Annotated in this window: 27 protein-coding genes and 1 riboswitch; of the genes, 7 read left to right on the top strand and 20 right to left on the bottom strand. The window is 70.9% G+C overall.

Annotation, left to right across the window (positions count from 1 at the left end; translation table 11 throughout):
- Positions 1–4 precede the first annotated feature (4 nt).
- On the bottom strand, positions 5–1,858 hold the full coding sequence (gene lepA, locus SACE_RS07080; protein ID WP_009947709.1) for a translation elongation factor 4: 1,854 nt from the start codon (positions 1,856–1,858) through the stop codon (positions 5–7).
- Positions 1,859–1,994: 136 nt separating this feature from the next.
- Here lepA and SACE_RS07075 point away from each other — a divergent pair, with 136 nt between their 5' ends.
- A complete protein-coding gene (locus SACE_RS07075; RefSeq protein WP_009947710.1) occupies positions 1,995–2,597 on the top strand; it encodes a class I SAM-dependent methyltransferase in 603 nt (200 codons plus the stop codon).
- Positions 2,598–2,694: 97 nt separating this feature from the next.
- Here SACE_RS07075 and SACE_RS07070 read toward each other — a convergent pair whose 3' ends face one another.
- The 4 genes from SACE_RS07070 to SACE_RS07055 form a co-directional block, all read right to left on the bottom strand.
- Positions 2,695–3,075, bottom strand: coding sequence for a VOC family protein (locus SACE_RS07070; RefSeq protein WP_009947712.1), 381 nt, complete (start codon positions 3,073–3,075; stop codon positions 2,695–2,697).
- Positions 3,076–3,100: 25 nt separating this feature from the next.
- Positions 3,101–3,964, bottom strand: coding sequence for an EamA family transporter (locus tag SACE_RS07065; protein ID WP_009947713.1), 864 nt, complete (start codon positions 3,962–3,964; stop codon positions 3,101–3,103).
- Positions 3,965–4,257: 293 nt separating this feature from the next.
- On the bottom strand, positions 4,258–4,461 hold the full coding sequence (locus SACE_RS07060) for a cold-shock protein (protein WP_009947714.1): 204 nt from the start codon (positions 4,459–4,461) through the stop codon (positions 4,258–4,260).
- A gap of 642 nt (positions 4,462–5,103) precedes the next feature.
- Positions 5,104–5,910, bottom strand: a complete 807-nt coding sequence (locus SACE_RS07055; protein ID WP_011873360.1) for a sulfite exporter TauE/SafE family protein — start codon at positions 5,908–5,910, stop codon at positions 5,104–5,106.
- Positions 5,911–6,299: 389 nt separating this feature from the next.
- On the opposite strand from SACE_RS07055, the gene rpsT reads away from it, so the two are divergent.
- Positions 6,300–6,560, top strand: a complete 261-nt coding sequence (gene rpsT / locus SACE_RS07050; protein ID WP_009947716.1) for a 30S ribosomal protein S20 — start codon at positions 6,300–6,302, stop codon at positions 6,558–6,560.
- Positions 6,561–6,969: 409 nt separating this feature from the next.
- On the opposite strand, the gene holA is transcribed toward rpsT, so the two are convergent.
- On the bottom strand, positions 6,970–7,950 hold the full coding sequence (gene holA / locus SACE_RS07045) for a DNA polymerase III subunit delta (RefSeq protein ID WP_009947718.1): 981 nt from the start codon (positions 7,948–7,950) through the stop codon (positions 6,970–6,972).
- 96 nt (positions 7,951–8,046) lie between these two features.
- A riboswitch (SAM riboswitch) is annotated at positions 8,047–8,174 on the top strand.
- 12 nt (positions 8,175–8,186) lie between these two features.
- Here holA and thrC point away from each other — a divergent pair.
- A complete protein-coding gene (thrC, locus tag SACE_RS07040) occupies positions 8,187–9,458 on the top strand; it encodes a threonine synthase (RefSeq protein WP_009947719.1) in 1,272 nt (423 codons plus the stop codon).
- A gap of 292 nt (positions 9,459–9,750) precedes the next feature.
- Here thrC and SACE_RS07035 read toward each other — a convergent pair whose 3' ends face one another.
- The 7 genes from SACE_RS07035 to SACE_RS07005 all read right to left on the bottom strand — a co-directional run bounded on the left by SACE_RS07035 (position 9,751) and on the right by SACE_RS07005 (position 16,568).
- Positions 9,751–12,045 (bottom strand): ComEC/Rec2 family competence protein, encoded by a 2,295-nt coding sequence (locus tag SACE_RS07035; protein ID WP_021341651.1) that lies wholly within the window; start codon positions 12,043–12,045, stop codon positions 9,751–9,753.
- 83 nt (positions 12,046–12,128) lie between these two features.
- Entirely contained in the window at positions 12,129–12,953 is an 825-nt protein-coding gene (locus SACE_RS07030; protein WP_231849939.1) for a ComEA family DNA-binding protein, read from the bottom strand.
- Between the two features lie 567 nt (positions 12,954–13,520).
- The gene (locus tag SACE_RS07025) at positions 13,521–14,378 is read right to left on the bottom strand and encodes a DegV family protein (protein WP_009947723.1); all 858 of its coding nucleotides are present in this window, start codon (positions 14,376–14,378) and stop codon (positions 13,521–13,523) included.
- A 40-nt stretch (positions 14,379–14,418) separates the two neighbouring features.
- Positions 14,419–15,033, bottom strand: coding sequence for a histidine phosphatase family protein (locus tag SACE_RS07020; protein WP_009947724.1), 615 nt, complete (start codon positions 15,031–15,033; stop codon positions 14,419–14,421).
- Positions 15,030–15,431 carry a ribosome silencing factor gene (rsfS, locus tag SACE_RS07015; RefSeq protein WP_009947726.1) on the bottom strand — a complete coding sequence of 134 codons (402 nt, stop codon included), beginning with the start codon at positions 15,429–15,431 and terminating at the stop codon, positions 15,030–15,032. The genes SACE_RS07020 and rsfS overlap by 4 nt, the downstream gene beginning before the upstream one ends.
- A gap of 173 nt (positions 15,432–15,604) precedes the next feature.
- Positions 15,605–16,273 carry a YdcF family protein gene (locus SACE_RS07010; protein WP_009947728.1) on the bottom strand — a complete coding sequence of 223 codons (669 nt, stop codon included), beginning with the start codon at positions 16,271–16,273 and terminating at the stop codon, positions 15,605–15,607.
- A 19-nt stretch (positions 16,274–16,292) separates the two neighbouring features.
- On the bottom strand, positions 16,293–16,568 hold the full coding sequence (locus SACE_RS07005; RefSeq protein WP_009947729.1) for a hypothetical protein: 276 nt from the start codon (positions 16,566–16,568) through the stop codon (positions 16,293–16,295).
- A gap of 439 nt (positions 16,569–17,007) precedes the next feature.
- Here SACE_RS07005 and SACE_RS07000 point away from each other — a divergent pair, with 439 nt between their 5' ends.
- Positions 17,008–17,427 (top strand): VOC family protein, encoded by a 420-nt coding sequence (locus tag SACE_RS07000; protein ID WP_009947730.1) that lies wholly within the window; start codon positions 17,008–17,010, stop codon positions 17,425–17,427.
- A 27-nt stretch (positions 17,428–17,454) separates the two neighbouring features.
- Here SACE_RS07000 and nadD read toward each other — a convergent pair whose 3' ends face one another.
- The 5 genes from nadD to SACE_RS06975 form a co-directional block, all read right to left on the bottom strand.
- Entirely contained in the window at positions 17,455–18,093 is a 639-nt protein-coding gene (nadD, locus tag SACE_RS06995) for a nicotinate-nucleotide adenylyltransferase (protein ID WP_009947731.1), read from the bottom strand.
- Positions 18,094–18,157: 64 nt separating this feature from the next.
- On the bottom strand, positions 18,158–18,382 hold the full coding sequence (locus tag SACE_RS06990; RefSeq protein ID WP_009947732.1) for a ferredoxin: 225 nt from the start codon (positions 18,380–18,382) through the stop codon (positions 18,158–18,160).
- Positions 18,383–18,453: 71 nt separating this feature from the next.
- Entirely contained in the window at positions 18,454–19,650 is a 1,197-nt protein-coding gene (locus SACE_RS06985) for a cytochrome P450 (protein ID WP_009947734.1), read from the bottom strand.
- A 90-nt stretch (positions 19,651–19,740) separates the two neighbouring features.
- Complete coding sequence (locus SACE_RS06980; protein ID WP_009947735.1) at positions 19,741–20,307, bottom strand: TetR/AcrR family transcriptional regulator; 567 nt, start codon at positions 20,305–20,307, stop codon at positions 19,741–19,743.
- Between the two features lie 10 nt (positions 20,308–20,317).
- Entirely contained in the window at positions 20,318–21,655 is a 1,338-nt protein-coding gene (locus SACE_RS06975) for a glutamate-5-semialdehyde dehydrogenase (protein ID WP_009947736.1), read from the bottom strand.
- Positions 21,656–21,775: 120 nt separating this feature from the next.
- On the opposite strand from SACE_RS06975, the gene SACE_RS06970 reads away from it, so the two are divergent.
- Positions 21,776–23,899: a RecQ family ATP-dependent DNA helicase gene (locus SACE_RS06970; RefSeq protein WP_009947737.1), complete on the top strand. Its 2,124-nt coding sequence runs from the start codon at positions 21,776–21,778 to the stop codon at positions 23,897–23,899.
- Between the two features lie 148 nt (positions 23,900–24,047).
- Here SACE_RS06970 and SACE_RS06965 read toward each other — a convergent pair whose 3' ends face one another.
- Both SACE_RS06965 and SACE_RS06960 read right to left on the bottom strand, forming a co-directional pair.
- Positions 24,048–24,242 (bottom strand): DUF397 domain-containing protein, encoded by a 195-nt coding sequence (locus SACE_RS06965; RefSeq protein WP_009947738.1) that lies wholly within the window; start codon positions 24,240–24,242, stop codon positions 24,048–24,050.
- A complete protein-coding gene (locus tag SACE_RS06960; protein WP_081468340.1) occupies positions 24,239–25,090 on the bottom strand; it encodes a helix-turn-helix domain-containing protein in 852 nt (283 codons plus the stop codon). The genes SACE_RS06965 and SACE_RS06960 overlap by 4 nt, the downstream gene beginning before the upstream one ends.
- Before the next feature lie 209 nt (positions 25,091–25,299).
- Here SACE_RS06960 and SACE_RS06955 point away from each other — a divergent pair, with 209 nt between their 5' ends.
- Both SACE_RS06955 and SACE_RS06950 read left to right on the top strand, forming a co-directional pair.
- A complete protein-coding gene (locus tag SACE_RS06955; RefSeq protein ID WP_031334135.1) occupies positions 25,300–25,506 on the top strand; it encodes an HC3 family zinc finger protein in 207 nt (68 codons plus the stop codon).
- A gap of 204 nt (positions 25,507–25,710) precedes the next feature.
- Positions 25,711–26,991, top strand: a complete 1,281-nt coding sequence (locus SACE_RS06950; protein ID WP_009947741.1) for an MFS transporter — start codon at positions 25,711–25,713, stop codon at positions 26,989–26,991.
- The last annotated feature ends 4 nt before the right edge of the window (positions 26,992–26,995 follow it).

The raw sequence follows: 26,995 nt of genomic DNA, 5'->3' as shown, positions 1-26,995 counted from the left end.
TGCGCTACTTCTTGCCCTTGCCCTTGTCGTCCTTGCCGCCCTCGTCGGTCGAGAGCGCGGCGACGAAGGCTTCCTGCGGGACCTCGACGCGGCCGATGGTCTTCATCCGCTTCTTGCCTTCCTTCTGCTTCTCCAGCAGCTTGCGCTTGCGGCTGATGTCACCGCCGTAGCACTTGGCGAGCACGTCCTTGCGGATCGCGCGGATGGTCTCCCGGGCGATGATCCGCGAGCCGATGGCGGCCTGGATGGGCACCTCGAACTGCTGGCGCGGGATCAGCTCGCGCAGCTTGGTCGCCATCTTCGTGCCGTAGGCGTAGGCGGCGTCGCGGTGCACGATCGCGCTGAAGGCGTCCACCGGCTCGCCCTGCAGCAGGATGTCGACCTTGACCAGGTTGGACGCCTGGGTGCCCGCCTCCTCGTAGTCCATCGACGCGTAGCCGCGGGTGCGGGACTTGAGCTGGTCGAAGAAGTCGAACACGATCTCGGCCAGCGGCAGCGTGTAGCGCAGCTCGACGCGGCTCTCCGACAGGTAGTCCATGCCGTTGAGCTGGCCACGCCTGCCCTGGCACAGCTCCATGATCGTGCCGACGAACTCCGAGGGCGCGATCACCGTGCACTTGGCGATCGGCTCGTGCACCTCGCCGATCTTGCCCTCGGGCCAGTCCGACGGGTTGGTGACCTCGGTCTCCGAGCCGTCCTCCATCCGCACGTGGTAGACGACGTTGGGGGCGGTCGAGATGAGGCTGAGGTTGAACTCCCGCTCCAGCCGGTCGCGGGTGATCTCCAGGTGCAGCAGGCCCAGGAAGCCGCAGCGGAACCCGAAGCCCAGCGCGCCGGAGGTCTCCGGCTCGTAGGTCAGCGCCGCGTCGTTGAGCTGCAGCTTGTCCAGCGCCTCGCGCAGCAGCGGGTAGTCCGAGCCGTCCATCGGGTACAGGCCGGAGTACACCATCGGCTGGGGCTCGCGGTAGCCGCTCAGCGGCTGGTCCGCACCGCCCTTCTCGGCGGTGACGGTGTCGCCGACCTTGGACTGGCGCACGTCCTTCACACCGGTGATGAGGTAGCCGACCTCGCCGACGCCGAGGCCCTTCGACGCCTTCGGGTCGGGCGAGATGATGCCGACCTCGAGCAGCTCGTGCGTGGCGCCGGTCGACATCATCCGGATCCGCTGGCGCGGGGTGATGCGGCCGTCGACGACCCGGATGTAGGTGACCACGCCGCGGTAGGTGTCGTAGACCGAGTCGAAGATCATCGCGCGCGGCGGGGAGTCGTGCACGCCCTCCGGCGCGGGCACCTGCCGGACGACCTCGTCGAGCACGTCGCTGACGCCCTCGCCGGTCTTGGCCGACACCCGCAGGACGTCGGAGGGCTCGCAGCCGATGATGTGCGCGAGCTCCGCGGCGTACTTCTCCGGCTCGGCCGCGGGCAGGTCGATCTTGTTGAGCACCGGCACGATCTGCAGGTCGTGCTCCATCGCCAGGTACAGGTTGGCCAGCGTCTGGGCCTCGATGCCCTGCGCGGCGTCGACCAGCAGGATCGCGCCCTCGCACGCCGCCAGCGACCGGCTCACCTCGTAGGTGAAGTCGACGTGGCCGGGGGTGTCGATCATGTGCAGGACGTGCTCGGTGCCGTCGACCTCCCACGGCAGCCGCACGTTCTGCGCCTTGATCGTGATGCCGCGCTCGCGCTCGATGTCCATCCGGTCGAGGTACTGGTCCCGGTAGGCGCGCTCGTCAAGCACCCCGGTGAGCTGCAGCATCCGGTCGGCCAGCGTCGACTTGCCGTGGTCGATGTGGGCGATGATGCAGAAGTTCCGGATGCGCTCCGGGGGCGTGAACGTGGTGTCGGCGAAGCTGCTCACTCAGTGTTCCTTGCGGGTGGTCCGGCGGGAAGCTCGTGCGGATTCACTCCATGGTCCCACGACACCGCGGGTGCCCGATGTCCAACTCCGGGTCTTCCCCGATGTGGGCGCATGCGCGCCGGTGTGTGCTGGTCCTATGAGCGGTTTCGACACACGCGTCCTGGACACGGCGTTCGGGCACCCGCGCGGCGTCCTCGGCAGGCTGGGCGGGGTGCTCATGGCGCGCACCAACGCGGCCACCGAGCTCCAGGTGGTGGGGCTCGCGCGGCTGCGCGGCGACGAGCGGGTGGCCGTCATCGGGCCCGGTCCCGGTGTCGGCCTGCTCGCGGCGGGTGAGCGGGCCGCCTGGGCTGTGGGAGTCGAGCCGTCGGAGCGGATGCGCCGGTCGGCCGCCCAGCGCTGCGCGTCGCTGGTCGCGGCCGGGAAGGTCGAGCTGCGGGACGCGACGGCCGAGGACACCGGCCTGCCGGACGTCTCCTGCGACGTCGTCCTGTCGGTGAACAACGCGCAGCTCTGGCCCGACCGGGCGATCGCGCTGGCGGAGCTGCACCGGGTGCTGCGGCCCGGTGGACTGCTGCTGGTGTCCACGCACGAACGCTGGCTGCCCGGCGGCCGGGCGGGACTTTCCCGCGACGCCCGCGAGGCCGGGTTCGACGAGGTCCAGACCTGGGCGTGGGAGCCGCCGGGCCGCACCGCTCCACCGCAGGCCCAGCTCCGAGCCCGCCGCGCGACCGTGTGAGCCGGGTGACCCGGCCACCGACTCCCGGTGGCCGGGCCCTTGCTTCGGCGGCGACGAGAGCGCCGTCTCGGCTCCCGGAGTCCTCGGCGGCGGATCGCTAGAGGTCGCGGACGTCCTTGCGCATCGGGTGGTCGGCGGGGACCTCGACCAGCACGATCGGCATGCCGTCCGGGTCGGCGATCCACGCCTCGTCGAGTCCCCACGGCCGCCGCTCGGGCTCGGCGAGCATGCGGACGCCGTGCTCGCGCAGCGCCTCGAACTCCGCCCGGACGTCGCGCACCTGCAACCACAGCACCTGGTCGGGGCTCGGCCCCTGCTCCCCCTGCCCGGAGAGCTCCAGGAAGCCCTGCCCGAGGAAGAACACCGTGCCGCCGGGGAACTCGCGGCAGATCGCCAGCCCGAGGACGTCCCGGTAGAACCGCAGCGAGCGCTCCGGGTCCAGCGGACGCACGATCAGCCTGCTGTTCAAGATCTCCATGTGCTGTTTGTACCCGCTCCCGCGGTCAGGCGATGCCGAGCAACACCACTCCGGCGAGCACTACCACCGCACCGGTGAGCCGCCGTCCAGGCTGGGCCTCGCCGAGCACCCGCCACGCGAGCAGCCCGGCCAGCACGATGCTCAGCTCCCGGGCGGGCGCGACCATGCTGACCGGCGCGAGCCGCATCGCGAACAGCACCAGCATGTAGGCCAGCGGCGACAGCAGCGCCACGGCCAGCACCTCGCGCCGGTACCGCGTCCAGATCTCGGCCACCGCGCTCCGCTGCCGCACCGCGTACGGCGACAGCATCAGCGCGCGCATGGCGTTGTTCGCCCAGTCGAACAGCAGCGGCGGGAGCGCCAGCGCGGTGACGGCGTAGGCGTCCCAGACCGTGTAGAGCGCGATGAGAGCCCCGGTGAGCAGGCCGAAGCCGATGCCGGTCAGGCTCGCCGCCGATCGCGGTACCCCGTCGGAGAGGCCGATCACGAACACGCCCACCACGACCAGCAGGCCGCCGAGCACGCCCAGCAGCCCCGGCCGTTCGTGGAGCAGCACCACTGCGATGACCATCGAGAGCATCGGCCCGGTACCCCTGGCCAGCGGGTACACCACCGACATGTCGCCCACCGAGTAGCCGCGCTGCAACAGCACGAAGTACCCGACGTGCAGCAGCGCGCTCACGACGACGGCGAGCAGTCCGACGTTCGGCGCGGGCAGGCCCGTCCACCACACCGATGCCGCCATGACCGGCAGGTAGAGGACCGCCGAGCACGCGGCGCCCAGCCAGACGAAGGCGGCGCCGCCCGAACCGGCGCGCTTGGCGAAGAAGTTCCAGCCGGCGTGCGCGAATGCCGCGGCGACGACGAGCAGGACGGCGACCAGGCCCATGGGAACCCTTCCGCGTCGCGCGGGCGCGCGACGTCGAGGTTCCTCCAGGCTTTTGTCCCGTCAGATGTGTGAGCATGTCCCGCGGTGCTCATCAGTGCCGCTCGGACCGGTCCTCACCGCTCCTGGTTGTCGGACGCGTGGCGGAGCGGGAGCGGAACCCTAGGCACAACCGGCATCCGACGCTACCCGCGCGCGGGCGCGGCGCGGAATGCGATCTCGATCACGACGCGAACGAGCCCCCTGCCCAGCCGGGCAGGGGGCTCGTCGAGCGTCTCAGCGAGACGTCACCGCACTCAGACCACGCGCACGCCGCTGGCCTGCGGGCCCTTCTGGCCCTGGGTGATCTCGAAGGTCACGGTCTGGTTCTCCTCGAGGGTCCGGAAGCCGTTGCCCTCGATCGCCGAGTAGTGGACGAACACGTCAGCGCCGCCGCCGTCCGGGGCGATGAAGCCGAAGCCCTTCTCCGAGTTGAACCACTTCACAGTTCCCTGCGCCATGTCTGTCTCCTAACAGATGCCGGGTACCACCGGCCGCACCCTGCGACCGACGGGGCCTATTCCAGACGGCGAACTTCTCCAGCTTGCAGGAGGACAGATTCGCGCCCGCAACTTTCGCGAGCGTGTCTAACACGAACACAAAAAACGGCCGACCTATACAACCACACCTCGCGCGCGCGTATTCCCGCGGCCGGACCTTCGGCGTGTCGCCGCCCCGGCGACCCGGTGAGGCCGCTCCGCGGTACCGCCGAACGGCGGCTCGCCGGCGGCGAGCGAGCACACTGCGCCTCGACGGCGCACCGGCTCGACAGCCTGCCTTCCGTCCTGCCCTGGACCGCCACTGCCCCTGTGCGACCCGCCAGCACCCGGCACACCTCTTGACACCCTCCACCGGCCGCCGCTCCGCCTCCGCCACGGCCAGCCCGGCACCCCAGCGCACCGCCACCGGCGTTCGACAGCCCCGCACGCCACAGGACACCGGCACCGGCCGCCGCTCCACCTCCGCCACGGCCAGCCCGGCCCACCAAAGGGCACCGCCACCGGCAGCCCGGCACACCTCACGCCAACGCCACCGACCGCCTCCGCCCCTGCCAGGGCCACGCCAGCGCGAGCCGCCACCACGGCCACGCGCCAGTCGGTCCGCTAGCCGCCCAGCGCGAGCTTCCAGCCGAGGCTCGCCACCAGGCCCACGACCACGGTGAGGAACACCCGGCGCACGAACGCCGAACCGCGCCTGGAGGCCACGAGGGCGCCGAGCACGCTGCCGGTGATGTTGCTGACGGCCATCAGCACCCCGAGGCCCCAGAGCACCTTGCCCGCCGGGATGAAGAACACCAGCGCACCGACGTTCGTTGCGACGTTGACGATCTTCGCCGTGGCCGAGGCGGTGACGAAGGCGAAGCCGACCAGCCCGACCAGCAGGAAGACGAGGAACGATCCGGTACCGGGCCCCGCGATGCCGTCCCAGAAGCCGATCAGCGCGCCGCCGGCGATCATCACCAGCACCTGCGTGCGCGCCTGGAACCGCGGCGCATGCGCGGTGCCCAGCTCCGGCTTGCGCCACGTGTAGATGCCGACGAGCACCAGGGCGACCAGCACCACGACGTTCAGGACCGACGACGGGAGCGCGTCGGCGAACATCGCGCCGCCGAGCGACCCGAGGAGTGCCACCAACGCCATGGGCAGGGCGCTGCGCCAGTCGATCGGCGTCTTGCGCGCGTACGTGTGCGCGGCTGCGGTCGTACCGGCGACCGCGGCGATCTTGCTGGTGGCGAGCGAGTAGATCACCTCGCCGCCGGGGACCAGCAGCAGCATCGCGGGGAGCTGGATCAGCCCGCCGCCACCGACGATCGCGTCGACCGCACCGGCCAGGAAGGCGGCCGCGCAGAGGAAGAGCAGTCCCGCGAGGGAAAGGTCAGCGAAACCGGGCCAATCCAACGCAGTGAACACGAGTTCGAGCCTATGGCCCGGCACAGTTCGCCGACGCCGAACCAGCACCGAATGTGACAGCGCTCGCACCCCATGCGCGCCATTGCGCCCCACGCGCGAGTCGCACCCCACGGGCGCCGATGTGGCCCATCTGCGGCTCGCACTCACTGGCGCCGATGTGGCGACGCGCCGTCCCGGCCGCGACCGCTCCGCCTCCCCGCGCGCGACCGGTCCGCCCTCCGCCCATGACACTTCCGCTTCACCAGGCGTGGGCCGGTCCGGTTGCCAGGTCAGCCGTTGTTAACATGGACGACCGTGCCGTGCGGCATTCCGCCCTGGAGGAAGGCTGCTCCGGCAGCGCCACGAGAAGCGCGGCACGAACCCCAAGCAGACTAGGAAGAGGCGCAACAGTGGCCAACATCAAGTCCCAGATGAAGCGGATCAAGACCAACGAGGCGAACCGGCAGCGCAACAAGGCCGTCAAGTCCTCGCTGAAGACCGCGATCCGCAAGTTCCGCGAGGCCGCTGACGCCGGTGACAAGGCCAAGGCCGTCGAGCTGCAGGCCACGGCGGGCCGCGCTCTGGACAAGGCCGTGAGCAAGGGCGTGATCCACAGCAACCAGGCCGCCAACAAGAAGTCGGCCATGGCCAAGCGCGCCAACCAGCTCTGAGCCTTCTCGGGCTCGAAGGGCCTCTCTTCCCACACGGGAAGGGAGGCCCTTTTTCGCGGACCAAGCCCTGAGCTGCACCCGACCCGCCTCAGGACGGTTTGAGGAGTGTCCGTCCGAACGTCGGCCTGGCGGGTCCGTGGACCCAGTTCAGCGGTCTGCGGATCCGGCTCAGCGGCCCGCAGAACCGCCTCGGCCGTCCGTGGACCCCGCCCTCACGGTGGGCCCGGCTCAAGTCACCTGCGGGCCTGTCTTAGCCATCCGTGGACCCGGCCAAGCCGTCCGGGCCCGGGCTCATAGCCCGTGGACCTGGCTCACGGTCCGTCGACCTGGTTCGGCCGCCAGAGGGATTTGCCTCAGCCGTCCGTGCCACGCCTCAAGGTCCGTCCGATCTTGGTCCGTCCGCGCGGGCTCAGCGCGCGGCGCGGAGGTCGACGACGCGCAGCACCGCGCGTTCGAGGGCGTAGTCGGCGTCGGCCGCCATGCCCTTGACCTCGGCGTTCAGCGCCGCGGCCACCTGGAGGGCGTCGGCGATGGTGGCGCTGCTCCAGCCCCGGGACTGCGCGAGCGCCTTCTTGACCTTCCACGCCGGCATGCCCAGTTCACCGGCGAGCCGGAAGGGGTCGCTGCGGCCTGCGGCCGCGACGCGGCCGATGGTCCGCACGGCGTCCGCGAGCGCGTCGGCGATGAGCACGTGCGGGACGCCGAGCTGCAGCGCCCAGCGCAGTGACTCCAGCGCGCCGGTCCGGTCGCCGGTGACGGCCTTCTCCGCGACCACGAAGCCGGTCACCTCCGCACGGCCGCGGTGGTAGCGCCGCACGGCGGCGTCGTCGACCTTGCCGCCGGTGTCGGCGACGAGCTGCGAGGCGGCGGAGGAAAGCTCGCGGAGGTCCGAGCCGACGGTCTCGATCAGCGCGCTCACGCCCGAGGCGTCGATCTTGCCGCCCGCCCGGCGGACCTCGTCGCGCACGAACGCCTCGCGCTCAGCGGGCTTGGTGATCTTGTTGCACTCGGTGACCCGCGCCCCGAGCTTGCGCAACGCGTTGGGGAGCTCCTTGGCGTTCTTGCCCCGTCCCCCGCCGCTGTGCACGACGACGAGGATCACGCCTTCGGCCGGCTGGCGCGCGTACGAGAGCACCGCCTCAGCGATCTCCTTGCCCGCCTCCTGAGCGGCCTCCAGAGCCACCACGCGCCCCTCCGCGAACAGCGACGGGCTGAGCATTTCGTCGAGCTCCGGCGGGGTGAGTTCGCTCACCTTCACCCGGCGCAGTTCCGCTTCCGGATCAGCGGCTCGTGCCGCGCCCACCGCGGCCCACAGCGCGCGTTCGACCAGCAGTTCTTCCTCCCCGAGAATCAGGTGCAGCGGGTCGGGGACGACGGCCGGTGAACTCATGCGGAAATCGTCGCACGGGGCCATGACGGTCTCGGATGCTGGACCGCGCTGGCCAGATGATGAGGGCTTCCCGTAGCGTTGCCGCCACAACCGAATAGCTCATCCAGAGGGGCAGAGGGAACGGCCCGTTGAAGCCCCGGCAACCATCTCGGCGTATCGCGCATTCCGCGAGGCCGCCGGCGAAAAAGGTGCCAATTCCGACCCGTCCGCGGGACAGATGAGGAGAGGACCTCGCGATGACTGCTGCCGCCCATGCCCAGACGACCGGCGCGAAGACGACCTACGACCTCGGCAACGCCGTCGAACTGGTGTCCAAGGAAGAGGGCCACCGGCAGCCGCTGGCTCCGGAGTTCGTCTCGCTGGAGGACTTCTCGCCACTGGAGGTCGCCTACGACTTCGGGCGCATCCGCCGCGAGGACATCGAAGCCGGGCCCCGCTCGATCTGGCGCTACAAGCAGTTGCTCCCCGTTCCGTCCAACGTGGACGAGCACCCGAACACCGAGCCCGGCTGTACCCGGCTGGTGCGTGCTGACCGGCTCGCGAAGGCGCTGGGCGTCAAGCAGATCTGGATCAAGGACGACACCGGCAACCCCACCCACTCCTTCAAGGACCGCGTGGTCGCGGTGGCGCTGGCCGCCGCCCGCGAGTTCGGCTTCAAGGTCCTCGCCTGCCCCTCCACCGGCAACCTCGCCAACGCCGTCGCCGCCGCCGCGGCCCGCGCCGGCTGGGACTCGGTGGTGCTGGTCCCGTCCACGCTCGAGCGCGCCAAGATCCTGATGAGCGCGGTCTACGACGGCTCGCTGCTCGCGGTGGACGGCAACTACGACGACGTGAACCGGCTGGCGACCGAGCTCGCCGCCGAGCACGAGGACTGGGCGTTCGTCAACGTCAACGTCCGGCCGTACTACTCCGAGGGCTCCAAGACGCTGGCCTTCGAGGTCGCCGAGCAGCTCGGATGGCGCATCCCGGAGCAGATCGTGGTCCCGATCGCCTCCGGCTCCCAGCTCACCAAGGTCGACAAGGGCTTCCGCGAGCTCACCCAGGTCGGCCTCGTCGAGGACAGCCCGGTCCGCATCTTCGGCGCCCAGGCCACCGGCTGCTCCCCGGTCGCCTCGGCGTTCAAGGAGGGCCACGACGTGGTGCAGCCGGTCCGCCCGGACACCATCGCGCGCTCCCTGGCCATCGGCGCCCCGGCCGACGGCCCCTACGTGCTCGACGTCGTGCGCCGCACCAACGGCGCCATCGAGGACGTCACCGACGAAGAGGTCGTCGAGGGCATCCGGCTGCTGGCCCGCACCGAGGGGATCTTCGCCGAGACCGCCGGCGGCGTCACCGTGGCGACGGCGAAGAAGCTCATCGAGGCCGGCAAGATCGACCCGGACCAGGAGACCGTGCTGCTGATCACCGGCGACGGCCTCAAGACCCTCGACGCGGTGCAGGACAAGGTCGGCCCGAAGGCGACCGTCGCCCCGAGCACCGAGGCGGTCAACGCCGCGCTGGGCCTCTGACCGAGCTGAGGCCATATTCCCCGCGGGGGCCGTGGCCACGGTTCCCCAGCCAGGGCACGGGTCGGCCCAGCCCGAGGGCACCGCACGGCTCGGCGGTATCGCCGAGTTCGGTGATGCCCATTCCCGGCGAAGGGCGCTAGGCGTATTCACGCGCACCGGTGTGGTTCTGCTCGCGCGACGACGCGGGCCGGCCGCACCGGTGCGGTGCGTGGATCGAGCGCATGCTCGGGTGGTCTGGCGGTACCGCCAGAGGCAGTTGTAGCAATTGCACCTCCCAATGACGTCGGCGGGGTCAGCGTTCTGCGCGGACGGGGTCGCCGCGGGTGAGTGTGCGGGGCCCCTGCGGCCCCGGCAGCACTGCTATGTCTCCTTCCTGATCCGTGCGTATGACGGTCGTGCCCGTGCGGGCGAGTGCGCCGAGGATGAGTGGGCTCGGATGGCCGTAGGTGTTGCCCGCGCCGACGCTGATCAACGCGAGCCGTGGTCGGACGGCCTGGAGGAACTGCGGTGCGGTGTAACGGGAACCGTGGTGCGGGATCTTGAGAACGTCAGCGCGCAAATCCGCCCCCGAGGCCAGCAGTTGCGCCTGCCCGGACAGCTCGATGTCGCCGGTGAGCAGGACCCGCCCGGCAGGGGTGGACGCCATCAACACGATCGACGCGTCGTTGGCGTCGTCTGCCGACCGGCTTCGCGCCAAGGGTCCTCTCGGTCCGAGGACCTCCAGAGCGAGGCTCGGCCAACGCGCCTGCTGCCCTGCTGACAGCTCGATGATCGGTACGCCACGTGACCTCGTGTCCCGTGCTATGTCGCCCATTGCCCACGCGGGCTCGCGCAACGCTCCCATCGCGACGGCACCGACACCGCTGTGCGCGAGAACGGCGCGGAGTCCGCTCACGTGATCGGCGTGCAGGTGGGTCAGGACCAGCAGCGGAACGCGTCGAATTCCCAGCCGCCGCAGGCATTCCGCACTCAGCGCCGGGTCCGGTCCGGTGTCGACCACGACCGCCTCGCCAGGATTGCCCGTGGCGAGCACCAATCCATCGCCTTGGCCGACGTCGCACGCGACCACGGACCACCCGTGTGCAGGCCACTGCGGGTAGAGCACGCGCGTCGGGATCAGCACGAGTCCCAGGACGAGCACCACAGCGACCGCGGTCAGCCGGATCCCGCGGTGGCGCAACGCGATCAGAAGCCCGAGCGCCACCACCGCCAGCAGCAGCCCACCGCCCGTGCCGCTCGGCCACCCGATCGCCGCTCCGGGCATGGCCGCCGCGTGTTCGGCCACGGCGATCACCCACAGCAGCTCCGGTGCCGACAGCCAGACGAAGGCTTCGGAGAGCCAGCCCGATACCGGGGCCGCCAGGGTCGCCAGCACCCCGAACACCGTCGCCGGGGCGATCACGGGACCCGCCAGCAGGTTCGCGACCACGGCAACCGCGCTGACCTCGCCCGATATCGCAGCGACCAAGGGCGCGGTGACCAGATGCGCGGCAGCCGGTACCGCCAGCGCCTCGGCGACGCCGACCGGTACTCCTCGCGCATGCAGCGCACCCGCCCACACCGGAGCGAGCAGCACCAGCCCGGCCGTGGCAGCGACCGAGAGCGCGAAGCCCGCCGTGCCCGCCAGTTGCGGCATGAGCAGCAGCAACGCGATCACACTGCCCGCCAGGGCAGGCAGCGCGGAGCGCTCCCGTCCGAGCACGAGCGCCAGCAGCGTGACCGTGCCCATGACCGCGGCGCGGAGCACGCTCGGCTCCGGACCCGCCAGGACGACGAACCCGACCAGCGCAGCACCGCCTCCGATCGCCGACAGCACCGGTCCGGCGCCCACCGCGTGCAGCAGCAGGAGGACCGCACCGCACACGATCGCGAGGTTCGCACCCGAAACCGCCACCAGGTGCGCTAGGCCGGCGGTGGCGAAGTCCCGCTCGACCTCGGGCGGAAGCCCACTGGTGTCCCCCACGACCAAGCCCGGTAGCAGTCCGGCGGCGGCAGGTGTCAGCACCGAGGCCGAGGAGCGCCGGAGACCTTCCCGCAGGTCTTCGGCCGTCCGCTGCCATGCCGGGGCATCGATCACCTTCGCAGGAGGCTCGTACACCCGGATCACCGCCAGCGTGGTGTCCCCGGGACGCGGCGGGGCGAGACTGCCGGTGGCGGTCACCTGCTGACCCGGGATCAGCCCACGCCACGACTGCGTAGGCACGAGCAGAACCACGTCCCCACCGGAGCGAAAGCGAGACCCGGAAACCTCGGCCTCCTGGACCTCCGCCGGGACGAACGCCCGGTCCTGCGCTCGCCGGGCCCCGTAGGAACTCCCCTCCATGGGTGTCGGCGAGTCCCCGAGAACGGCGGTCACGGTCGCTCGTTCCCCGTGCTCGGAAACCATCCGCAGGGGGTGGCGGTCGATCTGGTGCATGCGGAAGGACATTCCCGTCGCCGCGATCGCGGTGACGGCCAGAACAGCGAGCGCGCCACTGGTCCAACGCCTTCCCCGGGCAACCACCCAGACGAGCGCCCCCAAGCACAGCGCGGACAACGCCGCGACTGCGGTCGGCACCCAGCTCCAGTACAGACCGACCAACGTCACGGCCCAAATCGAGAGCGCACTCGGAACGAGCCGCAGGTCGAGCGGACGCCTTTCCAACGACCGCGACACCGAGAACAACGGGCTCACACCCGCACGAGTTCGCGCAGCCGGGAGAAGCGGGTGTCGCCGATGCCGTCGACTTCCCGCAGTTGCTCCACCGACGCGAAGCGACCGTTCTCCGTGCGCCACTGCACGATCCGCTTCGCGGTGACCTCGCCAACGCCGGGTAGTTCATCGAATTGCTCCTCGGTCGCGGTGTTCAGATCGATCTTGCTGTCGTTGCCGTTGCCGGATGTGCCCCTGGCGGAACCGACGGGTGAGCCGGTCGCGAGCTCCGGAGGAGGCGGCACCCCCACGTAGAGCTGCTCTCCGTCGCTCACCTTGCGTGCGAGGTTCAGCGCCGAGATGTCGGCGCCGGGCAGCGCCCCGCCCGCGCCTTGCAGCGCGTCGGCGACGCGGTCGCCCGTGTGCAGGGTGATGAGACCGGGCTTCGGCACCAGTCCGACGACGCTGACCACCAACGCCTCCGGTGTCGGTGCCGGCGCGGTGAGCACGGGCGCCGCCAACGGTGGCGGCGGCACGGACTCCGCCTCGGGTTGCGCGGTCCACACGGTGAAGGTGAGGGCGCAGGCGACGACCAGTCCGATCAGCACGATCGCGAGCAGGCCGGAACGTCCCGGATCCACATTGGATGCCAACCAGGAAGCCGGTAACCACCGCTCGGCCAACCGGTGCCTGGCTCTGCGGCGGGTCGGCTCGGCCTCCGCGGGGGTATAGCCGGGACCTGCCCGCTGCTCGGCATCGTCCTGGCGCGCTCGGAGGCGCAGCGCTCGAAGCCGCTCCTGCGGCGCGACCGCGGGGAGGGTGTCGCTGTCCGGGTCCAGCACATCTGCGCGTTCTCGCAACATGCACCAGACGCTAGAGCGGCCGGAAATCGCCGCACAGGGTCGAATTCCGAACCTGTGGACAAACCCATCCACTGTGGATAACTCAGAGGCGGAAATCACCCGAAGAGGTGTGCATCCATGGCCTTGCCGGCGCATCGCACGTCCTTCGGGGCAACGACGGTCGATGGCAGGCCGAGGACGCAGCGGGCGGCGATGCGCTCGGAGCGCGAAGCGGGCAGCGGCAGTTGTCAACAAAGCGAGGCGGCCAGCGCAGCCAAGCGGTCGGCACGGCGAGCAGGCAGCGCGGCGAAGCGGTCGGCACGGCGAGGCTGACAGCGCAGCGCTGGGCCAAGCGACACGGCCAGAGCAGCACTCGGGGCAGTGACGCGGCCAGAGCAGCGCTCGGCCAAACGAAGCGGCCAGAGCAGCACTCGGGGCGGTGACGCGGCCAGAGCAGCGGTCAGGGAAAAGGAAAGGACATGGCCGGCTGCGGTCGGCGAAGCGCTCGGCCAAGCGAGGGGAACAGCGCAGCTAAGCGGTCGGCCAGGCGATACGGACAGCGGGGCTGTGGCGGTGAGGCCTGCCGGGTCAGCGCGGGTTCTGCCAGCCGCCCGGCAGGACGACGACGCCGACGGCTCCCGGGCCGATGTGGGCTCCGATCACCGCGCCGACTTCCGAGACCACCAGTTCCGCATCGGGGAGTTGGTCGCGGAGCTTCGCGGCGAGCTGCTCCGCCCGCTGCGGGGCGGCGAGGTGGTGCACCGCCACGGCCACCGGGCCGGAACCCGCCGCTCGGCACGCCACCTCGAGGAGGCGGGTCATCGCGCGGGTGGTGGTGCGGACCTTCTCCAGCGCCTCGATGCGGCCCTCGTGGACGTGCAGCAGCGGCTTTATCGCCAGGGCCGTTCCCAGCAGGGCCGTGGCCGCGCCGATGCGACCTCCCCTGCGCAGGTATTCCAGCGTCTGCACCGAGAACAGGGTGGTCGTCCGCTCGGCGGCCAGGGCAGCGCTGCCCTCCACCGCGGACAGGTCACCGCCGGACTCCGCGCACGCGGCCGCGGCCAGGACCGAGAAACCCAGGCCCATCGCGGTCGAGCGGGAGTCGACGACGCGCACCCGCTGCGGGTCGACGTCGCGGGCAGCCAACCTGGCCGCGTCCCAGGTGCCCGACAGGCGCCTGGACAGATGCACCGACACCACACCCTCGGCTCCGGCGTCGAGGGCCGCACGGTACGCCTTGGCCAGTTCCGCGGGCGTCGCGCCGGAGGTCGTCACCCGGTGCTTGCGGTCGAAGGCACGCGCCAGCTCACCCGGCCCGAACCCGGACTCGGCGACCGACCCCGCGCCGTCCACGCTCACGTGCAGGCCGACGCTGCGCACCGCGTACCGCTCGGCGTAACCCGGCGGCAGGTACGCCGTCGAGTCGGTGACGACTGCAATGGACACGGCGCAACCCTAATCGCCGAGGGCGGTCATGCCGCGCAGGTCATCCGGCGACGCCGCCGTTGTAGGTCATCAGCCGCCAGCGGTGGTCGCTGCTGCTGCGCCGCGCGAGGACGACCCAGTGGCAGTTCGCGACACCGCCCAGACCCGGCCAGAGCTCCACCGGCCACGACAGCAACCGGGCGGTGAGCGCGGTGATCAGACCGCCGTGCGCGCACAGCAGCGCGGTACCGGTGTAGGTGAGGTCGAGCTCGTCGACGACCTCCAACGCCCGCTCGGCGACCTCGACCCTGGACTCGCCGCCCGGCGGGGCCCAGGTCGGCGTCGAGCGCCAAGTGCTCATCGCGCCCGGCCAGCCGTGTTCGACCTCGGCTCCGCTCAGCCCCTGCCACTCCCCGAGGTGGGTTTCCCGCAGGCGCTTGTCCAGGCGCACCGGCATGCCGCTGACCTCGGTGAACTCGGCAGCGGTCGACCTGGCCCGGTTGAGGTCCGAGCTGAGCGCGACGTCGGGCTGGAAGGCGGCGATCACCGGCGCGGCGCGCCTGGCCTGCTCCTGTCCGGTCTCGGTCAGCGAGCTGTCGAGGTGGCCCTGGATACGGCCGGCCGCGTTGTAGTCGGTCTCGCCGTGCCTCCAGAGCAGCAGCCTGTCCAGCGTCACGCCGGACCGCTCTCGTCCTCGGACTCGGCGGGCGGGCCGGTGCGGTCCTCGAACGGGATGCGGGGGCAGTCCTTCCACAGCCGCTCGAGGCCGTAGAACGCGCGTTCGTCGGCGTGCTGTACGTGCACGACGACGTCGACGAAGTCGAGCAGCACCCAGCGGCCCTCGCGGGCCCCTTCGCGCCGGACCGGCTTGGTGCCCGCGGCGCGCATCTTCTCCTCGACCGAGTCCACGATCGCCTCCACCTGGCGCTCGTTCGGCGCCGAGGCGATCAGGAAGCAGTCGGTGATGACCAACTGCTCGGACACGTCGAGCACGACCACGTCCGTGGCCTTCTTGTCCGCCGCCGCCTGCGCCGCTACCAGGGCCAGCCTGCGGGCGTCCTCAGTGGCTGCCACGTCACTCCTCTCGGGTGGGCACGGTGGGCTACCCACGCCGGCTAGAGGATAGCGATTCCACCCGTCCGGGGTCTCACCTGCTCGCCTCGGCCGAGCCTCGTACCGGGTGGTTCAGCCCGCGCGCCGCAACGCTCGGTGACGCAACGCACGCCGCATCCACCGCTTGGGAGACGCTAGTCACGGACGAGCCTGCCGGTGTAGCCCGCGTCGACGAGCCGCCGCCAGGCCGCGTCGACCTCCCGCGGCACGTGCTGGGCCACGGCGAAGCCCCGTTGCGCGTAGAGGGTGATGCGCTGGGTGTCGCCGACGAGCATGTCGATCACCCGCCGGGCGTCGCCGATCGATTCGACGTAGTCGTCGAGCGGGAGGCGCCGCGCACCGCACACGATCTCGACCTCCGGCCAGATGTGCTTGGCCGTGGCGTAGGCGCGGCGCTGCTGGTACGGCTTGCACACCATCAGCAGCGAACGGACTTCCATGCGGCGTCCGGCGAGGACCTGCCGGGTGTACTCGATGTTCTCGCCGGTGTTGGTGGCCCTCGGCTCGACGACGATCGCGGCGTCGGGAACCCCGAGTTCCAGCGCGCGCTCCCGGTAGTGCACGGCTTCGCCGCGGGGGAACCGCTCGACGGTGGTCGGCGCGTTCGCGCCGGTGAAGACGATCAGCGGGAAGTATCCCGCGTGGTAGAGGTCCGCGACCTGGTCGGCGACACCGATGTCGTGGCAGCCCAGGCCGACGCCGACATCGCACGGCCGCAGCTCGTGCCGCAGGTCGTGGTACTCCCACAGCAGTTCGACCTCGCCGCGGACCTCGTCCGGGATTCCGGGGCCCGGCGTCACCATCCACTCACCTCGGCACGTTTCAGGAACTCTGCTTCTCCTGCGAGCCGCCGCGCTGGGCCACCGCCACCCCAAGGCCGATCGCGGCCGCCACCGGCCATTCGATCATCGAGAAGGCGGCCAGCGCTCCGAGACCACCGTAGAAGGCCATGGTCCGACCGGAGGGCAAGTAGGAGCGGACGGCGTTCGCCGCGCCCGCCAGGTCGTCGCGCGTGGGGATGTAGTGGTCCGGCTGGTGGACCTCGGCCGTCACACCCGGCATCTCCACGGTCGTCGACTTCCGCTGCTTGGTGGCCATGACCCTCTCCTCCTCCGCGCGTCCTCCGGAAGGCGATGTCGAACGGACGGTCCGGCGCGGTCCCCGCCTGTCCCGGCCCGTCTGGAGCTACCACGCTACGACCCGCCGCGCCGTCATGCCCTGCGAGCAAGACAGCGCGACCCGCTGGGATTGCTCCATGGAGGTGACAAGTCGAAGACGCAATGCGCGACCGGAGTTTTCGTAGCGTGCCTCGGCGGTAAGTGCACAACGAACCTCGGGAACCGGTACGGCTCAAGCAGATCACCTGGCCTCGGGATCGCTTCGACGCTGACGTTTGTCGGTGAGGGATGCGAGGTTGTACCGGAGCAGCCGACTACTTCGGTTCTCGACACCGTGGTCCCGGTCTGATCAGCACAAGCTTCTTCGATCATGGCCCTGACCAGGTATTCTGCCCCGAACAGCCAGCTGAGGAGAAAGCGTGAAACCCAAGACCACCATCGTTTCGCTGCCAGTCGCCGACCTGGACAGATCACTGCGCTTCTACAGAGACGGGCTGGGGTTGCGCACCGACGGCATCGATGAGGGCATCATCCTGTTCGAATTGCCGAACCTGTCCCTTTTCCTCATCGGCCGGGACGAGTTCGCGAAATACGCCGGCCGCGCCGACGTTGCTCCTCATGATCCGTCCGCGGCGGCCGGGTGCATCATCACGTGCGCCATCGGCAGCCAACAGGAGGTCGACGACACCCTCGCTCGCGCCGCAGCAGCAGGCGGATCGGCTCCGCAGCCGGCCGGTGACTACGACGGGTCCTACACCGGATACTTCACAGACCCCGACGGACACGTCTGGGAGCTGGTGTTCAACGCCCGCACAGAAGCGGCTCCGTCACCGGCGTGAGGCGCAGGTTGGACCGGGTTGCACCGGTCAGGTACCGGATGGCCTCGGCCCCCACTCGACCCCTGCCGAGTCGTCTTCTCCCCGGTACAGGCCCCGCTTGGCGATGTACTGGACGATGCCGTCAGGCACCAGGTACCAGACCGGCAGGCCGGCGCGGACGCGCTGGCGGCAGCCGGTGGAGGAGATCGCCATCGCCGGGATCTCCACCAGCGACACCGCGCCCTTGGGCAGGTGCTCGCCCGCCAGCTGGTAGCCGGGCCGGGTGACGCCGATGAAGTGCGCCAGCTCGAACAGCTCGTCCACCCGGTGCCACGACAGGATCTGCTCCAGCGCGTCCGCCCCGGTGATGAAGTACAGCTCGGCTTCCGGGTACAGGGCGCGCAGGTCGGCCAGCGTGTCGGCGGTGTAGGTGGGCCCGGCGCGGTCGATGTCGACCCGGCTGACCTGGAACCGGGGGTTGGACGCGGTGGCGACCACGGTCATCAGGTAGCGGTCCTCGGCCGGGCTGACCACCTCGTGGGTCTTCTGCCACGGCTGGCCGGTCGGCACGAAGATCACCTGTTCGAGGCCGAACTGCGCTTGGACCTCACTGGCCGCGACCAGGTGGCCGTGGTGGATCGGATCGAAGGTGCCACCCATGACACCGATGCGGCGCCGACGAGACATGGTTGGAAAGCCTACGAGGTCCTCGCGCGGGGCCGCTCGCCCTCGCGCGCGATAGTGTCGGCGATCACTCCAGCGGAGCCAGCACCTCGCCGGTCTCGGCGTCGCGAACCTTGATCGCCTCGACCGGGCAGGACTCCGCGGCGTCCACCACCGCGTCGGCCGGCTCCACCCGCTCCTTCAGCACGCAGGAGGCACCGCCCTCGTCCACACCGAAGTGGTCGGGGGCCGTCCCGATGCACATGCCCGAGCCGATGCAGGTGTCGCCGTCCAACTCGACCAACCAAGCCATGCTGCCGTCCTTCGTCGGGGAAGTCCCGAACGATCTTGCCTCACCGCACGATCCCCGTGCAGCCGATTCACTCATTCAGATTGCCACGCCACTTCGAGCTTCGAAGGGCCGCGCACGAGCATGCCTTCCTTCCACACCACGTCGTCCTCGCCGCCGGCGAACCGCAGGCCGGGCAGGCGGGTCAGCAGCGTGCGCAGGCCGACCTGGAGCTCCAGTCGGGCGAGCTGGGCGCCGAGGCAGTGGTGCGGGCCGTGCCCGAAGCCGATGTGGGCGTTGTTCTCGCGGGTCAGGTCGAGCCGGTCGGGGTCGTCGAAGACGGCCTCGTCGCGGTTGGCCGACGACGCGCTGACCAGCACCGGTTCCCCGGCGCGGACCGTGACGCCGCCCAGCTCGACGTCCTCCACCGCATAGCGGGCGAAGACCGCCGCGACGCCGAGCGGCACGTACCGGGTCAGCTCCTCGACGGCGCGGGGCAGGCCGTCGAGGTCGGCGAGCAGGCCCTCGAGCTGGTCCGGGTGGGTGAGCAGGACGTAGACGAAGTTCGGGATCTGGGTCGCGGTGGTCTCGTGACCCGCGACCAGGATGCCCGCCGCGAGCTGGACCATCTCCTGCTCCGTCAGCTTGTCGTGCTCGTCGCGGGCCTCGATCAGCGCGCTCATGAGGTCGTCCTGCGGGTCCACCCGCCGTTTGGCGATCAACCCCGCCATGTAGCCGAACATCCGGTCCATGTAGTCGACGACCTGTTCGGGTGTCAGCTTGGTGGTCGACAGGAAGGCGTCCGACCACTCGCGGAAGTCATCCCGGTCCTCGTAGGGCACGCCGAGCAACTCGCAGATGACGGTGATCGGCAGCGGCAGGGCGAACTCCTCGACGAGGTCGGCGGGCGAGCCGTGCTCGATCATCCGGTCCACCAGGCCGTCGGCGATCTCCTGGGTGCGCGGACGCAGCCGCTCGACGCGGCGCTGGGTGAACGCCTTGGCCACCAGCCTGCGCAGCCGCGTGTGGTCCGGCGGGTCCATGCTCAGGATGCCGCCGCCGGTGATGCCCGGGCGCATCCGCGGCTCGTCCTTCTCCAGCACCGCGGCCCGGCTGAACCGGGGGTCGGCGAGCACGACCTTGGCGTCCTCGTACCTGGTCGCCAGCCAGGCGGCCTCGCCGTAGGGCAGCTTGACCCGCGACATCGGCTCCTGGGCGCGCAGCCGCGCGTAGAAGGGGTCGAGGTTCAGCCGCTCGGCGGCGCTGAAGGGGTAGGGCCTCGGCTCGGGCATGCTGGGCTCCCAGTGATGTAAGCAACTGCTTACAAGCTACTCCGGCCCCGGCCCGGCGCGCACGGATGAACACCCGAACCGAGCAGCGGGTCAGGAGCGCTCGTCACCGAGAAGTGTCTCGACCACGCGCACCATGTGCTCGGCGACCGCCTCCGGCGCGGCCTCGACCAGCGCCGGGCTGCGCAGCACCGACCTGGCCAGGCCCAGGCCGAACACGCAGGCCAGCACGATCTCGGCGCGCAGCTCGGCGTCGTCGGCACCGCTCAGCTCGCTCAGCCGCGCGACGTAGCGCCTGCCCAGCTCCTCGCGGAGCAGCTGCGCCGCGCGCTCGTCGCTGAAGGAACGCAGCATCGCCGCGAACGGGTGGTCCTCACCGGTGTGGCGGGCGGCCAGCACCGCCTCCAGCAGCCGCCTCGGCAGCTCCTCCAGGGGCTCGTCGAGCATCCCGCGGCTGTCCCTGGCCAGGACCTCGGCGAACAGCTCCTGCTTGGATCCGAAGTAGCGGAACAGCAGCGCCTGGTTCACGCCCGCGCGGGCGGCGACGTCGCGGACCGTCGCCTGCTCGAACCCGCGCTCGGCGAACAGCTCCGCGGCGGCACGCAGCAGCGCCTCGCGGGTCGCCGCGGAGTCGCGCCGCCGGCGCGGGCTGGCGGACACGGCTCGTCCTTCAGCCGGCCGGGCAGGAGTTCACGCCGGAGGCGCCCGTGCCTCGCACGTGCCCGTCGCCGAAGGCCAGCCACTTGGTCGAGGTCAGCTCGGGCAGGCCCATCGGGCCGCGCGCGTGCAGCTTCTGGGTGGAGATCCCGATCTCGGCGCCCATCCCGAACTCACCGCCGTCGGTGAACGCCGTGGAGGCGTTGACCATGACCGCGGCCGCGTCGACCTGGGCGCTGAACTGCCGGGCCGCGCGCACGTCGTCGGTGACGATCGCCTCGGTGTGCCCGGAGCCGTGGGCGCGGATGTGCTCGACCGCGGCGGGCAGCGACTCCACCACCGCGGCGGCGATGTCGTGCGAGAGGTACTCGGTGTCCCAGTCCTCGGCCGTGGCGGGCACGACGTTGGGGCCGCCCGCCTCGACGACCTGCTCGTCGCCGTGCACGGTCACCCCCGCCGAGTGCAGTTCGGACAGCGCGCGCGGCAGGAACTCCGCGGCGATGTCCTGGTGCACCAGGAGGTTCTCCGCGGCGTTGCACACGCTGACCCGGCGCGCCTTGGAGTTGAGCAGGATGCGCAGCGCGGTGTCCACGTCGGCCTTGGCGTCGACGTAGACGTGGCAGTTGCCGACGCCGGTCTCGATCGCCGGCACGGTCGCCTGCTCGACCACCGCCGAGATCAAGCCCGCGCCGCCGCGCGGGATGACCACGTCGACCAGCCCGCGCGCGGTGATCAGGTAGCGCACCGAGGCCCGGTCGTGGCACGGCAGCAGCTGCACCGAGTCGGCGGGCAGCCCGTGCTCGACGACGACGTCGGTGAGGATCGAGACGAGCACGGTGTTGGACCGCTCCGCCGAGGACGAGCCGCGCAGCAGCACCGCGTTGCCCGCTTTGAGGGTCAGCCCGGCCGCGTCCACCGTCACGTTCGGACGGCCTTCGTAGACGATGCCGACAACGCCCAGCGGCACCCGCACCTGCTGGAGCTGCAGGCCGTTGGGCAGCACCTGCCCGCGCAGCACCTCGCCGACCGGGTCCGGCAGGCCCGCCACGGTGCGCAGTCCGTCGGCCATCCCGGCGATCCGGTCGTCGTCCAGGCGCAGCCGGTCGATCATGTCCTCGGCCAGTCCGGCCTCTCGGCCGGCGGCCACGTCGAGGTCGTTGGCGGCGATGATCTCCGGCGCACGCCGCACCAGCGCGTCGGCCATGTCGTGCAGCAGGGCGTCCTTGGTGTCCCGGTTGGCAACGGCCAGCTCGGCGGCGGCCTGCTTGGCGCGGCGGGCCGCCGCGAGGACCTGCTCGCGCAGCTCCTCGCCCTGGGCCTTCGTGGAGGGGGCTTGCGTGCTCGTGGTCACGTGCCCAGGTTAGTCCTCCCGGCATCTGGGACCCATCGGCACGGACCTGTCCGAGCACGACGCCGGACGGAGGCGATGGGCGGCGGCGGGCGCGTCGGAGGCGTCCGGTAGGAATCGGGCGTGGACGAAAACGCCCTGCGCGAACTCGCCGAAGAACGACTCCGCGCCCTGGCCGGTCCCGAAGCCGCGCTGCGCGAGGACCAGTGGAGCGCCATCCGCGCGCTCGTGCTGCAACGCCGCCGCGCGCTGGTCGTCCAGCGCACCGGCTGGGGCAAGTCCGCCGTGTACTTCGTGGCCACCGCCCTGCTGCGCGAGCTCGGCGAGGGCCCGACGGTGATCGTGTCGCCGCTGCTGGCGCTGATGCGCAACCAGGTGGAGGCCGCCGCCGCTGCCGGGGTCAACGCGGTGACGATCAACTCCGCCAACCCCGAGGAGTGGGCGGCGATCGAGGAGCAGGTCGTCGTCGGCGACGTCGACGTGCTGCTGGTGAGCCCGGAACGGCTGAACAACCCCGACTTCCGGGACAACGTGCTGCCCGAGCTCACCCAGAACGCCGGGCTGCTGGTGGTCGACGAGGCGCACTGCATCTCCGACTGGGGCCACGACTTCCGCCCCGACTACCGGCGCCTGCGGACCCTGCTCACCGAGCTGCCCGAAGGCGTGCCCGTGCTGGCCACCACCGCGACCGCCAACGACCGCGTGGTCACCGACGTCTCCGAGCAGCTGGGCGTCGGCGGCGAGTTCTCCGACCCGCAGGAGACGCTGGTGCTGCGCGGGACCCTGGACCGCGAGAGCCTGCGGCTGGGCGTGGTGCGGCTGCCGACCGCGCAGGCGCGGCTGGGCTGGCTGGCCAGCAGGCTGGGCGACCTGCCGGGCTCGGGGATCATCTACACGCTGACCGTCGCGGCCACCGAGGAGGTCGCCGGTTACCTGCGCGACCAGGGCTACGAAGTGGCCTCCTACTCCGGGCGCACCGACCCCGCCGAACGGCAGCGCGCGGAGGAGGACCTGCTGGCGAACCGGGTCAAGGCGCTGGTGGCCACCTCCGCGCTGGGCATGGGCTTCGACAAACCCGACCTCGGATTCGTGGTGCACCTGGGGGCGCCGTCGTCGCCGATCGCCTACTACCAGCAGATCGGCCGCGCGGGCCGCGGTGTGCGGCGGGCCGACGCGCTGCTGCTGCCGGGCCCCGAGGACCAGGACATCTGGTCCTACTTCGCGTCGCTGGCCTTCCCGCCGGAGACGACGGTGCGCGCGATCCTCGACGCGCTCGCCGAGGCAGGCGGGACGCTGTCCACCGCGGCGCTGGAGCCGCGCGTCGAGCTGGGCCGCACCCGGCTGGAGATGGTGCTCAAGGTGCTCGACGTCGACGGCGCGGTGCGCCGCGTCAAGGGCGGCTGGGAGGCCACCGGCCAGCCGTGGTCCTACGACGCCGAACGCTACGAGCGCATCAACGCCGAGCGCCGAGCGGAGCAGCAGGCGATGCTGGACTACCTCTCCACCTCCGGCTGCCGGATGGAGTTCCTGCGCCGCCAGCTCGACGACCCGGACGCGCAACCCTGCGGGCGCTGCGACAACTGCACCGGCTCCGGGTACTCCGCCGACGTCGACGAGCAGGCCGTCGAACAGGCCGGGGAACGCCTGCGCAGGCCGGGTGTCGAGCTGTCGCCGCGCAAGATGTGGCCGACCGGGATGGGGGCGCTGGGCGTGCCGGTCTCCGGGAAGCTGCGGGCGGACGAGCTGAGCGGACAGGGCCGCGCGGTGGGCAGGCTGACCGACATCGGCTGGGGGAACCGGCTGCGCGAGCTCCTCTCCACCTCGGCACCCGATCAGGAACTGCCCGAGGACCTGTTCAACGCCTGCGTGCAGGTGCTGGCGGCGTGGGACTGGGCGCAGCGGCCGGTGGGTGTGGTCGCGCTGGGTTCCCGGTCCCGGCCGAAGCTGGTGCGCAGCCTGGCCTCGCGGATCGCCGAGATCGGCAGGCTGTCGCTGCTGGGCGAGGTGGCCACCAACCCCGCCACGCGACCGCAGCGGGCCACCAACAGCGCCCAGCGGGTCGCAGCGCTGTGGCAGCAGTTCCGGGTACCGGAGGAGCTCGCCGCCCGGCTGTCCGCGCTCGACGGCCCGGTGCTGCTGATGGACGACTACGCCGACACCGGCTGGACGGCCACGATCGCCGGCCGGCTGCTCCGCGAGGCCGGTGCCCCGGCGGTGCTGCCGTTCGCGTTGGCGACGACCGGCTGAGAATCCGGCGTGCCGCCCCGCTGCGATATTCTCCGCCGCGGGGCGGCACACGGTTTTCGGGGGAATTACCGGGATTCGCCGAATGAATGCGAATCAGTTCCGAATCCGCCGGATCAGGACGCCGCGGGGACAGCGGCGTGAGTTCGGCTCAGAAATCGAACCTTCCTGATTTCACGGCCACGACGAACGACCGCCACTGGGTGTCCGACGCGGCGAAGTACCGCGAGCTCCGGTCTTTCGAGTCCCGCACGGCGGCACCGCCGCACACCCGGCCGACCTCGACGCAGTCGGTGTGCCTTGCCGAGTGGGAGGACTTCCGCCAACCGGTGGGGCGCAACGTCATTCGCGCTTCTCCATTTCCTCTGCACACATCCCGAGCACCTGAAGTGACTCGGGTTGGCTCATCGCCACGGTGCGGAGGTTATCGCGAGCCTGTTGGTAGGCCTGCACATCCCTTGCGCCGTACAGAAAGGCGGCGGAACTGTAATGCTCCAGATGGACTATCGGAGCCGCTTTCGGGAATTCGAAGAGGACGAACGGCCCGGCGTGACCGGCGTGCAGGGAACGCGCTCCGGAGGGCAGCACCCGCACCTCGACGTTGGGCCTGCGGGCCATCTCGGCCACGAACCTGAGCTGCTCGGCCATGACCCCGGGGCCGCCGATCGGCTCGCGTAACGCCGCTTCCAGCACGAACGCGGTCAGGCGCGGGGCGTCGCCGCGGGTCAGCACGTCGCGACGGCCGACGCGCAGCATCACGCGCTTCTCGACCTCGCCGGGCGGCAGGTCGGTCATCAGCGCGCGGGCGTAGTCGGCCGTCTGCAGCAGTCCCGGGATCAGCATGGGGGACAGGTTGGTGATCTCGGTGGCGGTGCGCTCGAACTCGATCAGCGTCGTCAGTTCGGGCCGCACTCCGGGCACCCGGCAGGTCAGCCAGCTCGGTTCGCCGACCTCGCGCGCCAGCCGCAGGATGCGCTCGCGCTCGCCGCCCTTGACCCCGGCGGCGGTGAGGTAGCCGGCCACCTCGTCGGCCGCGGGCACGCTGGTCCCGCTCTCGTAGCGGGCGACCCGCACGTGCGCGATGCCCAGCCGCCGCGCCAGCGCACGCACGGTCATGCCGGCCTTGTCCCGGCATTCCCGCAGTTCAGCCCCGAGCGCTCGAGCTTTCGGGCTCCCGGCGCCACTTCTGACCATGCAGGAATCTTAGAAAGGCCTCCCCCGCCCGGGCATCACCCGTAGCGGTAATTGACCAATGTTTCATGAAACGGCAGAGTGAGAATCGTTCCACGGAACAAGGCGAAATCACGGTCCGTTCAGTTCGGCGTACCAGCGCGCCCGCAGTCGGTGCGCCCGGTCGGTTCTGCCGGTACCGTTCCAGGCTCGCGTGCAGGCGGTGATCGAGCGTGCCCCACCCGTTCCATTGGCAACCAGGCGACGGGCTGCGCCATGCGACTCTCCAGAGCCGCCCCCGCGGTGGCTTCACCGACGAAACGCGCGTCAACACCCTGTGCGGCACGTCCATCAAAGTGGACGATTCCGAACACGCCTGGCTGTGGAACACCTGCCGCGAGTGCAACAAGGTCGCCCACGTGCTCGCCGGAATCCAGTGACCAGCGCGCTCGCCGACGTCCAGTGACCGGCGCGCTCGCCGGTATCCAGCGGATGCGCGCCTGATCCGGCGCACCGGTCCTTTCAGGACCCGCCGCATCCGCGATGTGCGACGGTCTTGGCTTTCGGGTGCCTCCTGCGTACTGTGACGGCGATCATCAGTTCGATGTTCGTCGTCGGATCGGCGACGACGCTCGGAGGCACCCATGTCCGAGTACGCGACCTCCCAGGCCGAGCGCCACCGGCTTCCGATGCGCAAGCTCGTCGCCGCGAGCATCGGCAATGCGATCGAGTGGTACGACTGGACCGTCTACACCGCGTTCAGCGTGTACTTCGCCGCGTCGTTCTTCCCCGGCGAGCTGGCGCTGATCAACACGCTGGCGACCTTCGCGCTCGCGTTCTTCTTCCGCCCGCTGGGCGGCTGGCTGCTCGGCCGGTTCGCCGACCTGCGCGGCCGCAAGCCGGCCATGCTGCTGACCGTGGCTCTGATGGCCGGCGGCTCGCTGATCATCGGGCTGCTGCCGAGCTTCCAGGTGATCGGGTGGGCGGCGCCCGTCCTGCTGGTGCTCGCCAGGATCGGACAGGGCGTCTCGCTCGGCGGCGAGGTCTCCAACGCCTCGGCCTACCTGGCCGAGATCGCGCCGCCGGACCGCCGAGGCCGCTACTCGTCGTTCTTCTACATCTCCACCGGTACCGCGCTGCTGGTGGCCTCGCTGCTGGGCTACCTGCTGACCAGCGTGCTCACCGAGCAGCAGCTCACCGAGTTCGGGTGGCGCATCCCGTTCGTGCTCGGCGGTGTCCTGGGACTGGTCGGGATGTGGCTGCGCAGCGCGCTGGAGGAGACCGAGCAGTTCGAGGTGAACCAGCCCAAGGCCAAGGCGCTGAAGAACCCGCTGCTGCTGACGCTGACCGAGCACCCGAAGGCCGTCGGCCAGCTCATCGGGTTCAGCATGCTCTCGACGCTGTGCTACTACACGTTCTTCAGCGCGCTCACCCCGTTCGCGGTCAAGACCCGGCACGCCGACGCGACCGACGTGTTCCTCGCGCTCTCGGTGGCGACCGTGCTGTTCGTCGCGTTGCAGTACCCGATGGGCGTGCTCTCGGACCGCTTCGGCCGCAAGCCGCAGCTGCTGGTGTGGTCGGCGGCCACGGCCGTGCTGATCGTGCCGCTCTCGACGCTGGTGCGGCCCGGGCTCGGTGGTCTGCTCGTCGTCTTCTGCGTCGGAATCGGGCTCTACACCGCGATGACCTCGATCGCACCGGCGATCATGTCCGAGCTGTTCCCCACCGAGCTGCGCGGGCTGGGCATCGGCGCCTGGTACAACCTGACCGTGGCGGTCTTCGGCGGCACCGCGCCGCTGGTGATCCAGGCGTTCGCGGCGTTCGACGCGTCCACCTTGTTCTTCTGGTACATCGCGGCCGGTGCCGCGGTGGCGTTCCTGGTGATCCTCACCCTGCCGGAAACCCGCGGCACCGAGCTGCGCTGAACGC

The sequence above is a fragment of the Saccharopolyspora erythraea NRRL 2338 genome, from assembly GCF_000062885.1.
Classification (GTDB): domain Bacteria; phylum Actinomycetota; class Actinomycetes; order Mycobacteriales; family Pseudonocardiaceae; genus Saccharopolyspora_D; species Saccharopolyspora_D erythraea.
The sequence above is the reverse complement of the archived record's forward strand: the minus strand, read 5'-3'. Positions and strand labels throughout refer to the sequence as shown.

Bases quoted from the DNA above. Each gene is read 5' to 3' on its own strand.
- SACE_RS06960 (WP_081468340.1), bottom strand. From the start codon at position 25,090: ATGGTCAGAAGTGGCGCCGGGAGCCCGAAAGCTCGAGCGCTCGGGGCT.
- thrC (WP_009947719.1), top strand. From the start codon at position 8,187: ATGACTGCTGCCGCCCATGCCCAGACGACCGGCGCGAAGACGACCTAC.
- SACE_RS07030 (WP_231849939.1), bottom strand. From the start codon at position 12,953: ATGTTGCGAGAACGCGCAGATGTGCTGGACCCGGACAGCGACACCCTC.
- holA (WP_009947718.1), bottom strand. From the start codon at position 7,950: ATGAGTTCACCGGCCGTCGTCCCCGACCCGCTGCACCTGATTCTCGGG.
- SACE_RS07075 (WP_009947710.1), top strand. From the start codon at position 1,995: ATGAGCGGTTTCGACACACGCGTCCTGGACACGGCGTTCGGGCACCCG.
- SACE_RS07010 (WP_009947728.1), bottom strand. From the start codon at position 16,273: ATGGTGACGCCGGGCCCCGGAATCCCGGACGAGGTCCGCGGCGAGGTC.
- SACE_RS07065 (WP_009947713.1), bottom strand. From the start codon at position 3,964: ATGGGCCTGGTCGCCGTCCTGCTCGTCGTCGCCGCGGCATTCGCGCAC.
- SACE_RS07060 (WP_009947714.1), bottom strand. From the start codon at position 4,461: ATGGCGCAGGGAACTGTGAAGTGGTTCAACTCGGAGAAGGGCTTCGGC.
- SACE_RS07070 (WP_009947712.1), bottom strand. From the start codon at position 3,075: ATGGAGATCTTGAACAGCAGGCTGATCGTGCGTCCGCTGGACCCGGAG.
- SACE_RS06990 (WP_009947732.1), bottom strand. From the start codon at position 18,382: ATGGCTTGGTTGGTCGAGTTGGACGGCGACACCTGCATCGGCTCGGGC.
- nadD (WP_009947731.1), bottom strand. From the start codon at position 18,093: ATGTCTCGTCGGCGCCGCATCGGTGTCATGGGTGGCACCTTCGATCCG.
- SACE_RS06965 (WP_009947738.1), bottom strand. From the start codon at position 24,242: ATGACGTTGCGCCCCACCGGTTGGCGGAAGTCCTCCCACTCGGCAAGG.
- SACE_RS07005 (WP_009947729.1), bottom strand. From the start codon at position 16,568: ATGGCCACCAAGCAGCGGAAGTCGACGACCGTGGAGATGCCGGGTGTG.
- SACE_RS06950 (WP_009947741.1), top strand. From the start codon at position 25,711: ATGTCCGAGTACGCGACCTCCCAGGCCGAGCGCCACCGGCTTCCGATG.
- SACE_RS06985 (WP_009947734.1), bottom strand. From the start codon at position 19,650: ATGCCCGAGCCGAGGCCCTACCCCTTCAGCGCCGCCGAGCGGCTGAAC.